15 protein-coding genes are annotated in these 13,910 nt (G+C 54.8%); all 15 read right to left on the bottom strand.

The genetic code is table 11. The annotated features are described in order from the left end of the window. Positions 1 to 7 precede the first annotated feature (7 nt). A complete protein-coding gene (gene eutL, locus RSC70_RS01560; RefSeq protein ID WP_332541463.1) occupies positions 8 to 667 on the bottom strand; it encodes an ethanolamine utilization microcompartment protein EutL in 660 nt (219 codons plus the stop codon). A gap of 11 nt (positions 668 to 678) precedes the next feature. Next, a complete protein-coding gene (eutC, locus tag RSC70_RS01555; protein WP_130986143.1) occupies positions 679 to 1,560 on the bottom strand; it encodes an ethanolamine ammonia-lyase subunit EutC in 882 nt (293 codons plus the stop codon). Positions 1,561 to 1,578: 18 nt separating this feature from the next. Beyond that, positions 1,579 to 2,940, bottom strand: a complete 1,362-nt coding sequence (locus RSC70_RS01550) for an ethanolamine ammonia-lyase subunit EutB (protein WP_025801782.1) — start codon at positions 2,938 to 2,940, stop codon at positions 1,579 to 1,581. Between the two features lie 12 nt (positions 2,941 to 2,952). After that, positions 2,953 to 4,365 carry an ethanolamine ammonia-lyase reactivating factor EutA gene (gene eutA / locus RSC70_RS01545; protein ID WP_332541460.1) on the bottom strand — a complete coding sequence of 471 codons (1,413 nt, stop codon included), beginning with the start codon at positions 4,363 to 4,365 and terminating at the stop codon, positions 2,953 to 2,955. A 1-nt stretch (position 4,366) separates the two neighbouring features. Further along, the gene (gene eutH / locus RSC70_RS01540) at positions 4,367 to 5,614 is read right to left on the bottom strand and encodes an ethanolamine utilization protein EutH (RefSeq protein ID WP_025801779.1); all 1,248 of its coding nucleotides are present in this window, start codon (positions 5,612 to 5,614) and stop codon (positions 4,367 to 4,369) included. Between the two features lie 34 nt (positions 5,615 to 5,648). After that, complete coding sequence (locus tag RSC70_RS01535) at positions 5,649 to 6,863, bottom strand: iron-containing alcohol dehydrogenase (RefSeq protein WP_282806629.1); 1,215 nt, start codon at positions 6,861 to 6,863, stop codon at positions 5,649 to 5,651. Continuing rightward, positions 6,856 to 7,698, bottom strand: coding sequence for an ethanolamine utilization protein EutJ (eutJ, locus tag RSC70_RS01530; protein ID WP_282806630.1), 843 nt, complete (start codon positions 7,696 to 7,698; stop codon positions 6,856 to 6,858). The genes RSC70_RS01535 and eutJ overlap by 8 nt, the downstream gene beginning before the upstream one ends. Before the next feature lie 11 nt (positions 7,699 to 7,709). After that, positions 7,710 to 9,137 (bottom strand): aldehyde dehydrogenase family protein, encoded by a 1,428-nt coding sequence (locus RSC70_RS01525; RefSeq protein WP_130998597.1) that lies wholly within the window; start codon positions 9,135 to 9,137, stop codon positions 7,710 to 7,712. Positions 9,138 to 9,331: 194 nt separating this feature from the next. Beyond that, on the bottom strand, positions 9,332 to 9,619 hold the full coding sequence (gene eutN / locus RSC70_RS01520) for an ethanolamine utilization microcompartment protein EutN (RefSeq protein WP_025801770.1): 288 nt from the start codon (positions 9,617 to 9,619) through the stop codon (positions 9,332 to 9,334). A 135-nt stretch (positions 9,620 to 9,754) separates the two neighbouring features. Next, positions 9,755 to 10,048: an ethanolamine utilization microcompartment protein EutM gene (gene eutM / locus RSC70_RS01515; protein WP_005189879.1), complete on the bottom strand. Its 294-nt coding sequence runs from the start codon at positions 10,046 to 10,048 to the stop codon at positions 9,755 to 9,757. A gap of 74 nt (positions 10,049 to 10,122) precedes the next feature. Continuing rightward, positions 10,123 to 11,175 (bottom strand): phosphate acetyltransferase, encoded by a 1,053-nt coding sequence (gene pta / locus RSC70_RS01510; protein WP_227741649.1) that lies wholly within the window; start codon positions 11,173 to 11,175, stop codon positions 10,123 to 10,125. Beyond that, a complete protein-coding gene (gene eutT, locus RSC70_RS01505) occupies positions 11,165 to 12,019 on the bottom strand; it encodes an ethanolamine utilization cob(I)yrinic acid a,c-diamide adenosyltransferase EutT (RefSeq protein WP_282806631.1) in 855 nt (284 codons plus the stop codon). The genes pta and eutT overlap by 11 nt, the downstream gene beginning before the upstream one ends. 37 nt (positions 12,020 to 12,056) lie before the next feature. Next, positions 12,057 to 12,818, bottom strand: a complete 762-nt coding sequence (eutQ, locus tag RSC70_RS01500; RefSeq protein WP_332541455.1) for an ethanolamine utilization acetate kinase EutQ — start codon at positions 12,816 to 12,818, stop codon at positions 12,057 to 12,059. Then, positions 12,818 to 13,279, bottom strand: a complete 462-nt coding sequence (eutP, locus tag RSC70_RS01495) for a EutP/PduV family microcompartment system protein (protein ID WP_046449964.1) — start codon at positions 13,277 to 13,279, stop codon at positions 12,818 to 12,820. The genes eutQ and eutP overlap by 1 nt, the downstream gene beginning before the upstream one ends. Before the next feature lie 2 nt (positions 13,280 to 13,281). Beyond that, positions 13,282 to 13,617, bottom strand: coding sequence for an ethanolamine utilization microcompartment protein EutS (gene eutS, locus RSC70_RS01490; protein ID WP_025801761.1), 336 nt, complete (start codon positions 13,615 to 13,617; stop codon positions 13,282 to 13,284). Positions 13,618 to 13,910 lie beyond the last annotated feature (293 nt).

Raw genomic sequence — 13,910 nt, 5'->3', positions numbered from 1 at the left:
TCCTCCGTTAAGCGCGCTGAATAGGACAGCGTGCTATTTCCAATACTGCTTCGCTGAACGCATTACACGCTGCTTTACACGCCGCCTGACTGCCGCTTAAAAACGCAGCGGAATAGTTGGTTTCTGACGGCGGTGCAACATAGGTCACCAGTTGCACATCGGCGGCTTTCAGCGCCGCATCAATGCCAAAGGTGGCTTCTAGCGGCGGTGCAACCAAATACGCCAACGGATCGCCTAACCGAATACCGGAGGAACCCGACAGATAAGAGCCGGTGCGCGAAACCACGTGCGCGAGAAACGCCGTATCGTCGGCATCGCTGGCCCACTGAAACGCCGGTCCTTGTTCGATCATGGCAAACATCGCATCCAAACCGGCACGCACTTCGGCAGGGTTTGGTCCGCCGAGCATAATAATCACCTCGCCCGAAGACGGTGACGGCGAGTGCGCGGCACCCGCGTACAAAGAACGGCCATAAACGACTTCGACCTGAGCCTGTTTGGTGGCTTCATCGGCGGCAATATAAGCCACATCGTCAGAATCCACGGTAATCAAGCCAAGACTGCGGATATGCGACGGCAGCTTCAGCTCACGGCGGAAATCTTCTTGCAGCGCGGCAATCACCCTCATTGCTTTGACGCTCGGTTTAATCAAATCTAATGCTGGCATGTGTTTACTCCTTAACGCGTCATCGAAATACCGGAGGCTTTCTGCTCCAGCATTCGTTTTGCCAAATCAACAATCACCGCTGCTGCTTCAACCGGAGGCGTGCCGCCACGATGGATATTTGAAATGCAGGTACGATCGGCTTCTACGGTGGTGGCCATGCGTGGTGAATAGACCGCATAGCAGGAAAGGCTTTCTGACTGCCCCAAACCTGGACGTTCCCCCACCAGCAAAATCACCACTTTTGCGCCCAATAACTCGCCAATTTGATCTTCTATTTTCACGCGCCCGTAGCGCACAAAGAACGGCGTACCCACGTTCATCCCTGCCAGCTCCAGTCCTTTCAGCAGCGGAGGAAGGATCTCGTCATAGTTAGCGGTAATCGCATCGGTTGATAGACCATCAGAAATCACCACCTGAACATCTGGATTGGCTTTGCACTGGGTTTTCAATGTTTCAATGGCATTCGCGCTAAGGCGGCGCCCCATATCTGGACGAGTGAGATACAGATTTTTGTCGCTAATCTCCGACTGCACTTCCAGCAAGCCATGCTTTTGTACCCACTCCGGCGGCACCTCTTTGAGTACGGTATCTTTGGAGCGTGAATGGTCAGCCAAAAAACGTAACAACGCCTGAGTACGTGGCCGTGGGCCTGCCCGACCGGTACACACGCGTGCCGCGGTGCTCGCTCGCAGCTCCTGTAGCACGTCTAAACGATGCGGATTTTTAACGCCAATCCACTGTTTAGCCTCGTCAGAACCGAGATCGACCGAACAACATTCGCCGCTCTCCGCGCCCGTTGTTGCCCCAGCCGTAGCCGGTTGCGCAGCAGCTTCTGGCTGCGCCATACGCGACATCACGCTGCGCACAATCTCTTCTATTTGTTTTTGATCCATGATGATTTACCTCAGAAATCAGAAAAAGAGCGACGGGTCACCGGCGCGGGCGGTCAAACGGCCATTCGCCATCAGCCCCATGGTTTCGAGCCAACGCTCAAACTCCGGCGACGGACGCAGGTTCAACAGCTGACGCACCGTCGCTGTGTCGTGGAATGCCGTGGTCTGGTAGTTGAGCATGATGTCGTCCCCCAGCGGCATCCCCATGATGTAGTTACATCCGGCGGTCGCCAGCAGGATCATCAGGTTTTCGTTCAGGTTTTGATCGGCATCCGCATGGTTGGTGTAGCAGCAGTCGCAGCCCATAGAAATTCCGCTCAGTTTGCCCATAAAGTGGTCTTCCAAACCGGCGCGGATAATCTGGCGATCGTTGTACAAATACTCTGGCCCGATAAAGCCCACCACGGTATTCACAATGAACGGATCGTAGTGATGCGCTAAACCGTAGTTACGCGCTTCCATCGTGACCTGATCGGCACCGAAGTTAGCGCCAGCCGACAGCGCTGAGCCTTGCCCAGTTTCAAAGTAGAGGCAGTTGCTACCGGCAATCCGGTTATATTCCGCGCCGACTGCGCGTGCTTCATCGAGCATGGCCAGCTCAACGCCAAACTCTTTCAGCCCTTTTTCGCTGCCGCAGATACTTTGGAAAATCAGACCGCCCGGCGCACCGCGTTTGATCGCTTCGATTTGCGTCGTCACATGCGCCAGCACGCAGCCTTGGGTTGGAATAGAAAACTTATCGATGACGCCGTAAATGGTGTCTAGTACGCGGCTCAGGTTATCGACGTCATCGGTAACGGGGTTCACCCCGATAACCGCATCGCCCAGCCCAAATGAGAGCCCTTCATAAATCTGCGCCACAATGCTCTGCACATCGTCGCGCGTATCGTTCGGTTGCAAACGCGCGCTAAAAGTACCGGGAATACCGATGGTGGTATTGGCTTTCTTAATCACCGGCATCTTTTTGGCACCGTAGATTAAATCGGCGTTGGAGCAAATTTTAGCCACGGCGGCAACCACTTCGGAGCTGATCCCTTTGCGTAAAAAAGCGATGTCATCCACGCTGGTTTCATCATCCAGAATGTATTCGCGCAGCTCGCTGATGCTCCAGTTTTTCACGCGGGCATAGGCGGTCTCATTGATGTCATCTTGAATAATGCGCGTGACGCAGTCTTCTTCATACGGGATCACCGGATTCATGCGGATATCCGCAATCGTCATCTCTGACAGCACCTGTTTAGCCGCGACGCGCTCTTGCGAACTCTCCGCCACCACGCCAGCTAACACATCCCCCGAACGCAGTTCGTTGGCTTTAGCCAAGACCTGCTTCACATCCTTGAACTGATACGACTTACCGAATAGCTGTGTTTTTAGTTTCATAAACAAATTCCCTTAAGAAGGAAAAGCCAGTGACTTGACGGTGACCGGCACCACTGCGCCGCCAAAAAGCGGTGTGCCGATATCGATGTAATCGCCGGTTCGAGTGATCACTTCATCGATCACCGCCAGCTGACGTTGTGCCATCATCGGCCGCAGCAGCATGCCCAAAGCCTTGCCAAAATCCTGACAGGCAACGACCAACAGCGGATGCGGATTCGAAAAGCGGGTGCTAAATTCCTGCAAAGCCTCGATACAGTGCTGTACCGAGGCGTAGTTCACAGGCAGCTCGGTAGGCAACGCCAATGCATAGAGATCGTGCTGCGGCTGTAAATCCATTTGAGTGAGCGCCTGCAACCACGCTTCTACCAACGAGGCCGCATGACTTGCGTCAGGATGAACAACCGGAATATTGCGAATAGGCAGAGACAAGCCATCCAGCCAGATGGTGCTGCCAGAAAGAGAAAGCGTGTGTGCGCCCGCGCCAATGACGGTGGCACGCACGGTTTGATTCGGTACCTGCACCGGCAGCGCGGCAAATCCCGGATCGAGATGAATAGCCTGCGCCAGCAGCGGGCCAATATCGCCAAACCGGAACGGATTGCTATTGTCGTCCGTGCGAAAACACTCACCCACCCCGCCCGAAAGCGTTAAGGCATACAGCGAATCACAGGCGGGGAGCACATCGGTCATCAGTAAACGTTGCGCTAACGGAGAAGGTGCGCCATTGAAGACTTCTAACAGCAGTTGCGCCATGCGTGCGGCAATCTGATCAAGCTGTGCTCGCGTCAGGCTCGTAACGTTAACCCCTTCGCCAAACAGAGAATCCGCGATCCATTGCCCAGCCGGATGAGCGCGCAGTACGCGACCGTCGGTGCTGGTTTCAATCAACCGCCCACCCACGTTTAAGCAGGCGGAGCTTACCACCCGCCCCGCTTCGAACAGCGCGTAGTTTGCCGTGCCACCACCGATATCAATGTTTAAAACCCGCGCCATTTTTTGCTCGGATAAAGCCTGCGCCCCCGAGCCAAAACCGGCAATAATCGACTCTAAATGCGGCCCTGCGGTGGCAACCACAAAATCGCCCAGCCGCTGAGATAGCGACACAATCGCCGGACGTGCATTACGGGTTTTGGCCGTTTCACCGGTGATAATAATGGCACCTGAATCTATGGTTTCAGGCGCAATGCCCGCGGCCTGATACTGTGCGAGCACCAAAGCCAGCAGCTCTTCTTCCCGCAGAAAACCGGCAAAATCGACCGGTGTAAACAACACCGGGCTTTGCCAAATAATCTCGCGCTTCACGAACTCATAGCGAGGCACCTGAGAAATGGACGCACGGTTCACCAATGACAGGCGCGAGAAGATCACCTGTGTGGTGGTGGTGCCAATATCAATACCGACGCTAAGCAGTTCGAGAGTTTTCACGCTAGGCCTCCTCAGACACAGGTTGCTCAGCGTTAACGGCGACGTCTTCCCCTTTCGGTACCAGCATCATGGCAACGCCGATAGCCGTAACTCCACCGACTAACTTGCCGACGATCATCGGGAAAATCATGCTAGGCATATTCGCTGCGGCAAAACCGAGGTGGTCACCCAGCGCAAAGGCGGCGGATACTGCAAACGCACAGTTGATCACTTTGCCGCGCGCATCCATTTGTTTCATCATGCCAAACATCGGGATGTTGTTAGCCAGCGTGGCAACCATGCCACCGGCGGCCATGTTGTTAATCCTCAAAACGCCCCCAACGCGCATTAACGGTTTTTCAAACCAGCGGGTTAACAGCAATACCATTGGATAAGCGCCGAGCAGGACACAGGAGATTGAGCCGATAACTTCAATTGCACGCATCACCTGACCGGGCTTATCGCCTTCGGTCATAAAGATAGGATCTAGACCAGGAATGATCGTCCAGCCGACGGCAAACTTAGCTACCGCAGCTGCCAAACCCACAGTGATAATCGCCACCAAGATTTTGGCGAAAATCTGAAAACCGTTGATCATTTTTTCGGGGATCAGCTTCAGACCTAACGCGACCAGCGCCGCCACGATGAGAACGGGGATCATGTTCATCAAGATCAGGCTCAGCGTGAAGACCACCGGCTGACCGTTCACTTCCACGCCGGAATACATCGCTACCAAGCCGCCCGCAATACAGCCAATCGGGATGGTGACAATGCCCGCCAACACGCCTAGCGCCAAATAACGACGATCGGATTTTTCAATAATCCCCAACGCCACGGGGATAGAAAACACGATGGTTGGCCCCATCATGGAACCGAGAATCAAGCCAGAGTAAAGCCAGGCGGCAATGTCTCCGCCCGCCAGCTCTTTGGCGAGGAAGAAACCGCCCATATCACAGGCCAGCAAAGTGCCTGCAAACATGGAAGGGTTCGCCCCCAACATTTCATACAGAGGAATAATGATTGGCCCGAGCAAATAAGCCAGCACCGGTGCCAGCGCGGTCATACCCACCATCGCCAAGCCCAAGGCGCCCATCGCCATAAAGCCTTCTTCGAATTGACCGCCCGAGCCAGAAATACTCTTTCCCACCGAGCCAAGGCCAATCTTGCCTAAAATCTGCTCCGAGCCGCCAAACTGGGTAAATATGCGATCCACTGCCGCAATCAGCATGAAGATCATCATGATGTACATGATAATTTCGTTAATGCCCATAGCCTGTTCTCCTTCAAAGCCTGTTTAAGTCAGCTCACGAGCCCCGATACAGCGCCACAATTTGAGCCTCAGTGACGGTGCGTGGATTACTTTGAATGCACACGTCTTGTAATGCTGCACGGGCGAATTCGGCGTAGTCAGATTCCTGCCCGCCATAGCTCGCCAGATTGCCGCCCAATCCCACATCTTCAATCAACTGCGCAATTGCACGAATGGTGCCTGCCGCGTCGCAGGTTTCCCGCGTCAGAGCATGACCAATTTCGGCAAACGTTCTTTTACACACCAAACGGTTAAAATCCATCACCTGCGGCAGCATGATGGCGTTCGCCACGCCGTGCGGGATGCCATACGCCGCGCCAATCTGATGTGCACAGGCATGACACAGACCCAAACCCGCATTCGAAAACGCCATTCCCGCCATGTAAGACGCCATCATCAGCGACTCACGCGCCGCCAGATCTTGCCCCTGCCCAACCGCCTGCGGTAATGCCTGACCAATCAGCGTAATTGCGCGATGTGCCAGCGCTCGGGTCAGCCCAGTGACATTGGTGGCAACATAGGCCTCAATGGCGTGAGTCAGCGCATCAATGCCGGTTGCGGCCGTCACGTGCGGCGGCACGCCCAGCGTTAAACAGGCATCAATAATGGCCATATCAGGAATGAGCAGCGCGTGAACCAAAACCTGCTTGCGGTGCTGGGGCATGGCGATAATGACTGAAACGTTAGTTGCCTCTGAGCCCGTTCCGGCTGTGGTCGGAATGGCAATCAGCGGCAGACGACGCTTAAGGCGTAAAGACGGAGTAAGCTCGGCAAAATTCAGCGTTGGATTGGCCGCCTGTAACGCAGTGGCCTTCGCCGCATCCAGCACCGAGCCGCCGCCCAACGCAATCACGCCGTCGCACTGCACCTGTAGCAGCTGCGTGACCGCAGCGTTTACATCGGTATCGATAGGTTCACCCGGAGGACACGCCCAAATCTCATAGGCCACGCCGCTTTGCTCAAGACTTCGCTGCAAAACCTGAGTCATTCCGGCCTGATGCAAGCCGCCGTCGACCATCAGAAAAACGCGTTCAATGCCGCGATCCACCAGAGATTGACCGCAACGACTGACCGCCCCCGGCCCCATCAAGGTAGAAGGAGGTACCGCAAACTCACGCACCTGACGCGCATTCATCATGTCCAAGGCCTGATAAAGCGCGGTCTGAACTAAATCGCCCTGTGATATTTCCTGTAATGATGAGTTATGCATGGCACCCTTCCCCTTCGCTGATCCCACAGGCGGCAATCGCCAGCGGCGTCATAAAGATCGACTGCGGTGGCAGATGGATTTGGTGTTGCGGAAAGCGCTGTTCAAATAGCGCCTTAACCCCTGGCTGCATACAAGAACCACCCGCGAGCCAGAGCTCATCCACGCGGTGACCTTGCAGATGTTGCTCGACGATATCCGCCATTTTTTCGTAAACCGGACGCACCGCAGGCCAAATCTCAGCGCCGCGATCGCGTTTTATTTGCTCGGCCTCTTCTAACGAAATCCGTTGGTTTCCCGCAAGCGTGAGAGAAATGTGATGGCCACCGGTAGCCTCATCACCGGAGTAAACCACCTTGCCCTGCGCCACCACGGCAATACCGGTTGTTCCGCCACCGATATCCACTACCGCCGCGCGGGTTAAACCCATCATGTCCGCCACGGCGGTGGGTTCATCCAGTACTTTGGTGACGGTGAGCCCCGCAGCTTCCAGCACATTGATAGAAATACGTGGATCGGTACCCGGTGGAAATGAGGTTGCCGCGCATTCAAAACGCCGACCAAACTGCGCTTCTAAGGTGTTCAAGTGCTGACGCACGATATTGACGGCGCCAAAGAAGTCCCACACCACGCCATCTCTCACCACATCCGCCCAGTCCAGACACACCGCGACGGGAACAGCGTCCGCATCAACCACCATCGACACCACGTCGCAGGTGCCCAAATCAATCCCTAACCAAAGTGGCTGGTCGGTTTCAATTGGCGCGGCAGATCCTTGCTGCAATTCGGCGGCACGTAACAAGCGCGGGTGAAGCCATTCCTGTGCGGTTCGAGTCATTGACGCCTCCGTTATACGATGCGGAATGTATCCACCAGCACGCAGCGGCGCAGACGGACAAAGGTTCTGGCGGAAGTCACACCCTCACCGGTTGGCGTGGTAATCGTCATTGACGTCCAGCCTTCACCGCCAAGCCCTAGCCCTGCGATACAAGGCCCGTTTTTGACAAAAATGCTGGTATCAATGGCATTGGCCATCTGGTTGAGGTTTTCAATGTGACGGGAGTGCATCGCCGCCGTATGGTGGCAGCCACCTTCCAATTTCACCGCCAGCGCAATCGCCTGTTCGACGTTGCCCACGCGGATCACGGGCAGTACTGGCATCATCATTTCTGTTACGGCAAAAGGATGTGAGGACGACGTTTCGGCGAGCAGCAGGCGCGTTTTGGCATCCACATCTAACCCAATCGCAGCGGCAATTTTAGCGGCGTCGCGGCCCACCCAGTCACGACAAACCGTTCCTTTGCCATGCTCATCGATATTTTTCAGCAGCAGAGGCATTAGCTGTTCCACCTGCGCCGAGCTGAGTAACACCGCATGCTGAAGCTTCATTTCAGCCAAAAGCTGGTCAGCCACGCTGTCGACGACGATCAGCACTTTTTCATCGGCGCAGATGATGTTGTTATCAAAAGAAGCACCGTGCACGATAGCGCGTGCCGCACGAGGAATATCGGCCGTTTCGTCTACGACGACCGGTGGATTACCCGCGCCCGCCGCGATCAAACGTTTGTTCGTATGCTTGCGCGCCGACTCCACCACGGCTTCGCCGCCGGTCACCACCAGCAAACCGATGCCAGGGTATTTAAATAGGCGCTGCGCGGTGTCAATATCTGGATTGGCGACGGTCACCATCAGGTTAGCTGGCCCACCTGCGGCAACCACTGCTTCATTTAATAGCGTGATGGTTTTCTGTGAGACTTTTTTTGCCGCCGGATGCGGTGCAAAAACCACGCTGTTACCCGCAGAGATCATGCTGATCGCATTGTTGATCACCGTTGCTGCCGGATTGGTAGACGGTGTGACGGATGCCACTACGCCCCACGGCGCATTTTCAATCAGCGTTAAGCCGTTATCTCCGGTAAGCACCTGCGGCGCTAAACATTCCACGCCCGGCGTACCGCGAGCCTGAGCCACATTTTTAGCGAATTTATCTTCAACCCGTCCCATGCCCGTTTCAGCCACGGCCATTTCTGCCAACACCTGAGCGTGTTTTTCCGCCGCGTGGCGAATAGCGTCCACCGCGATCTTGCGCATGCTTACGGTTTTGAGGCCCGCAACGGCCGTTTTGGCGGCGGAAACCGCGTCGTCCAGCGAAGCAAAAACGCCTGCGCCGTACACGTGCGTATCGGTTGTTTTAGGTGCCGAAGCCGTTGCCGCCGGAGCTGACGCTATGCCAGCGAGTACCGCCTTCACCACTTGTTCGATTTCTTTCTGATCCATGTTCACTGTTCGCCCCGTTTTATGACGGCCTGTACTTAAGCCACCCTCGGTAAGGAATACTTGCCACCTAAGCTCGATTTTAGGGGGAGTACACCGATGGGGTCGTAGCAGCTTTAGCTGCCGGAGCGCCCCGCGGTGTGCTAGACCCGTGTATCTCGATCTCTTAAACGAGCGGCATTACCCACGCTGGGAAATTACTTATGGAAAATCACCTGACTCTCCATCACGGCTTCATCTACGATGCCAATGACGCTGAGATCGACCGGTGACGCCTCGCTGTGCTGTGCGCGGCGGGCGGAACTTCCCCCCACCACCAGCACCCATTCACCGTTGCCTGCACCAATACTGTCGGTGGCGACGCTACATTCCCCGCTTGGTTCACCCTGTCGGTTGATGGTCTCAACCAGCAACAGCTTGTCGTGCTCAAGCCCGGGATGCCGCACGGTACATACGATCTGTCCTATCACGACGGCCAGTTTCACGTTTAACTCCTTGCTCTGTTAAAAACGTTTTGGGTAAACGCAGGGTAAAAGCGTCCCGCACCGCCCGCAGGCAGCAAAAAATGATGTGTTGCTAAAATAGCGTGACGTCAGATGGCGACGTCACGCGAACATCGATTAATCCAGCGGGTTGTCGCCAGACATTTTGATAGGGAAGATCTCTTCCAGATCGCCATGCGGGCGTGGAATAACGTGCACAGAAACCAGCTCGCCGATACGCTGCGCCGCGGCTGCGCCCGCATCTGTGGCCGCTTTACACGCCGCCACATCGCCACGAACCATCGCGGTAACCAAACCGCCGCCAATTTGCTTCACGCCCACTAATTTAACGCGAGCAGCCTTGACCATGGCATCCGATGCTTCGATCAGTGCGACCAGACCCTTGGTTTCAATCAATCCTAATGCTTCCATGATATATACCTCTCAATGAGATCCCGTTGGGACCGGTTTTATAACCACGTTTTCACTTGATGCAGCAGCGTGGGCTACATCAATTCATTTGCAGATGCCGCCATTTCTGGCTGGCGCTGCGTTACAGATTTATTCGCCGTGACTGGAGCGATTGGCGAGGCGCACTGCGTTTGTGCCACCAGCACCAGTTCAATAATTTCACGCGCGCTACATCCGCGAGACAAATCATGCATAGGTGCATTAAGTCCTTGGATCAACGGTCCTAAAGCACGATACCCGCCCAGACGCTGAGCAATTTTGTAGCCGATATTTCCCGCCTCAAGCGAAGGAAACACCATCACATTGGCACGCCCTTCTAATACGCTATCTGGCGCTTTTTGCCGTGCAACGTCAGGTACAAACGCCGCATCAAACTGTATTTCACCATCCACCGTTAAGGCCGGTACGCGCTGACGAACCAGCTCCGTCGCCTGTTGTACTGACGCAACCGCCGGGTGTTTGGCGCTGCCACGGGTGGAAAATGACAGCATCGCCACGCGAGGCTCTTCGCCCGTAATCGCGTGATAGGTAGCCGCGCTGCTGATAGCAATATCCGCCAGCTGTGCCGATGTCGGCTGAGGAACCACGCTGCAATCGGCAAATCCCAGCGTTTCCCCCTGCGGCGACAGCATTAAAAAAAGCGATGACAGCGTTTGTGTTCCCGCTTGAAGTCCAATAACCCGTAGCCCTGCACGTAATACCGCAGCCGTTGATGAGAGATTTCCGGCAATGCATAAATCGGCTTTGCCCCCATTCATCATCGCCGCGGCAAACCACAGCGGCTGACGCATTTTCTCTGCGCAGTCAGCGGGCGTTTTCTCACCCAAACGCTGCGTTAAACGCTGGCAAAATTCGCTGTGCCAATCATCAGCATTGTGCGGATCAATCACCGTTATGCCGTCCAACGTAAAACGATGACTGAGCGCGAAATGGCGCAGAGCAAACGGGTTGGCGAGCAAAATAGGCTGAGCCAAACCGTGATGTAATAAATAGTGCGCGGCCTCAAGCACGCGCTTATCCAACGCATCGGGGAACACCACCCGCCGTGGATGGTTTTGCGCTAGGCGGCGGCAGCGATCAATTAACATGAGCGCCTCCGCGTGCGATCGATTGTTTAAGTTGTTCTGCACTCGGCCATTCGCCTTGGTGCCTATTTTGCCGCACGCACAGGATCATCAGCACATACACCGCGCTGGATAAGCGATTAAGCGCCTGTAGCAAATCGGCTTTCTGCACATGATAATCCGCGCCGATAAACACTTTAGCCGCCGTGATTTCCGTTTCTCGCACCGAGGCACGCAGCAAATTCAGCAGCGCAACGTCGCGCCCTTGATTTACGTCGGGAACAATATGATCGTGTCCGAGGAATTTAAGCGGCTGATGCGATAAGCGATGGATCTCATCCGCCGTTAGCCCTGCAATCTCCTGAGCCGCCAAGGGAATGTCCAAGGCATCGGCCCGCATAATGTTGCCCAGCAGCGAGCGAATATCAGCCAACCAGTGGGCTGCCGACGCCATTGAGCTCAGTTCGCTTTGCAACCAGACGGCGGTAGCGATGCTGGCATCTAAGCGGGCACGAAACGCCAGACGTGGATCGTTTTTAGCGACCATGACCTGCGCATTAAGATGAGTCAGCGTATCGGGCTTATCCACGACGGCCTGATGGCAAAGCTCACAGCTTGCTGCCGCAGCGCGATCTTGGCTGGTCAGCCCATGCACCGGCTGCAACTCAGGCAGCGCTTTATCTTCATCCAGCGACGTAGCAACAAATAACCGCCCTTGCTCATCCTGAAATTTCACCAACAAACGACGCCCTTCTATCAGCTCACGCGCCGATGGCGTCATGCGACTATCTGATGGCAAACGAATTTCGCTCCCTTCGCTCAGGGTATGATTGGCTCGTAACCAGTCTTCAGTGATAAAAGTTGTCATAATCGTCCCTCTGCTTAGGGCCTACCCCAGTAGGCTCTTAGCATTCCTGCCAATTAGCGGGCCATGCAACGTAAAGAAAACGCACATGGCTGGTGGTGCCAAATTCGATGCTCGAACCGCGTGGAATAAACATCACGTCGCCCGCTTTGCCCACCAGCGTTTCGCCTTGGTGGCGGATGTGCAGTTCGCCTTCCAAAATCATGTCAACTTCGTCGTAGTTCAGCGTCCAAGGGAAAAAACCGCTTTCCCACTGCATGAATCCCGCCGCCATACTGCTGCCGTCCTGAGCCGTGATCAGGTCGGTCAGCCCTACCTGATGCTCTTTCGCGCCGTCAAAACGGCCAAAGGTTACGGAAGATCCATCCACGACCTTGACCCCGCCTTTACCCGTCACTGAGCGAAAGCTCGGCTGGCCGCTATTTGATGCAGCCGCTGGCTGCTTCTGCGCGCGCTGCTCTTGCTGTACCTTTTCAATAAGCTGCGCGAGGAGTGTTTCCGTCACGCTACCTTCCGGCAACTGGGCTAAGATGTGTTCACGAATACGCTGGCGCTCAGCGGCTGAGCTGCCCTCTTGCGGCACAGCGGTTTGAACATCCGTAGCCGTGCTTGCAGAAGGTGTGGGTGTGGGTGTGGGTGTGGACGGTGCCGCCGTTAATTGCTCGATGATTTCAACCCCAAGCTGCTCGGCAACCACGCGCGCCTCTGGCGTCACGATGTAATCGGCTAAAACGATGTTGATGCTCTTTTGGCCTTGAACCTGTGCGGTGCGAATGTCATTCGCCGTGATCAGTTTTTTCATCACTTAACCCTTTTGTCCTGACCGTATTGTGCGGTCAAAAATGCCTTAAATTCGTCTAGGCTGTCGCTCGAGTGGCTATTCACCACGAACATCGGAGGCTTAAATCCGGCCTCTGCCAGCATCTGTTTTACGCCTGCTACATCTGCGTCGGGTAAATCGGCTTTGCTGATCACGGCAATGCGCTGTAAGCGCGGATAAATATCCAGTAATCCTGTTGGAATACGGCATTCAGGATCGTTGGCGGCGTGAACATAAATAAGCAATTCGCACTCAACTAACGTATTGATTAACGCGTGATAGAGACGTGGGTGACTAAAATATTCTCCGGGGGTATCAATATCGCCCTCGTTATTAAACTCAATGGCCTGCGTTTTTCTGGCCAGCGAATAATCACCCTGTAGCGCATTAAATAAGGTTGTTTTCCCGGCGCCGACCGCGCCCACAAAAATAGCGCGCGTCATCGTTAGCTCCGCGTTAACGAACACACGGCATAGTTGAGTAAATTGCCCAACCCCGTGACCGTTTGTTGTAGTGACTCTTCCACCGCACCGACCGAACCATAAACCACTAACGCACCGGTAAAACGGTCGAGAAAACCGATTTGCACGTTTGCCGCTTTGGTTGCCAAGTCACCGGCAATCATCGCGGTTTCGCCCGGCGTTAGCGTCATAATGCCGATGGCTTCTGCACCGGGAACGCCAATCTTTTTGGCTAAATCCTCACCGGGATGCGCAATGATATGAGCCAGAGTCACCTGTTTACCGGGAACAAACTCTTGAATAATCCGTTCCTTTTCCATTGTGTCCCCTGTTTTTCAGCTCAATCCCCGCTGCTACAACGATTACGTTCAGCCCCATAAAGTGATTGATATCATCTTATGGCGGCTAACCTAACGGCAGCGCCCATTCATCTGAGGTCATCCTCGCAGCAATAAAGAAAAGGGAATAACAAAAATCGGCACACAAACAGAAAGGTTGAAGTGGGTCACAGCCGGAGAGTTTTTAGCCAGAGGATTTTGAAGCAGAGTTAAATACTCCCTCACCGACACACGCAAAACTGGCGTAGATACTCCGCCCATTTTAGCTTCTGGCG

The organism is Hafnia sp., from assembly GCF_036648275.1.
Lineage (GTDB): Bacteria > Pseudomonadota > Gammaproteobacteria > Enterobacterales > Enterobacteriaceae > Hafnia > Hafnia alvei.
The sequence above is the reverse complement of the archived record's forward strand: the minus strand, read 5'-3'. Positions and strand labels throughout refer to the sequence as shown.

Coding starts and splice junctions, on each gene's coding strand:
- eutL (WP_332541463.1), bottom strand. CDS start 667: ATGCCAGCATTAGATTTGATTAAACCGAGCGTCAAAGCAATGAGGGTG.
- eutC (WP_130986143.1), bottom strand. CDS start 1,560: ATGGATCAAAAACAAATAGAAGAGATTGTGCGCAGCGTGATGTCGCGT.
- RSC70_RS01550 (WP_025801782.1), bottom strand. CDS start 2,940: ATGAAACTAAAAACACAGCTATTCGGTAAGTCGTATCAGTTCAAGGAT.
- eutH (WP_025801779.1), bottom strand. CDS start 5,614: ATGGGCATTAACGAAATTATCATGTACATCATGATGATCTTCATGCTG.
- RSC70_RS01535 (WP_282806629.1), bottom strand. CDS start 6,863: ATGCATAACTCATCATTACAGGAAATATCACAGGGCGATTTAGTTCAG.
- eutJ (WP_282806630.1), bottom strand. CDS start 7,698: ATGACTCGAACCGCACAGGAATGGCTTCACCCGCGCTTGTTACGTGCC.
- RSC70_RS01525 (WP_130998597.1), bottom strand. CDS start 9,137: ATGGATCAGAAAGAAATCGAACAAGTGGTGAAGGCGGTACTCGCTGGC.
- eutM (WP_005189879.1), bottom strand. CDS start 10,048: ATGGAAGCATTAGGATTGATTGAAACCAAGGGTCTGGTCGCACTGATC.
- pta (WP_227741649.1), bottom strand. CDS start 11,175: ATGTTAATTGATCGCTGCCGCCGCCTAGCGCAAAACCATCCACGGCGG.
- eutT (WP_282806631.1), bottom strand. CDS start 12,019: ATGACAACTTTTATCACTGAAGACTGGTTACGAGCCAATCATACCCTG.
- eutQ (WP_332541455.1), bottom strand. CDS start 12,818: ATGAAAAAACTGATCACGGCGAATGACATTCGCACCGCACAGGTTCAA.
- eutP (WP_046449964.1), bottom strand. CDS start 13,279: ATGACGCGCGCTATTTTTGTGGGCGCGGTCGGCGCCGGGAAAACAACC.
- eutS (WP_025801761.1), bottom strand. CDS start 13,617: ATGGAAAAGGAACGGATTATTCAAGAGTTTGTTCCCGGTAAACAGGTG.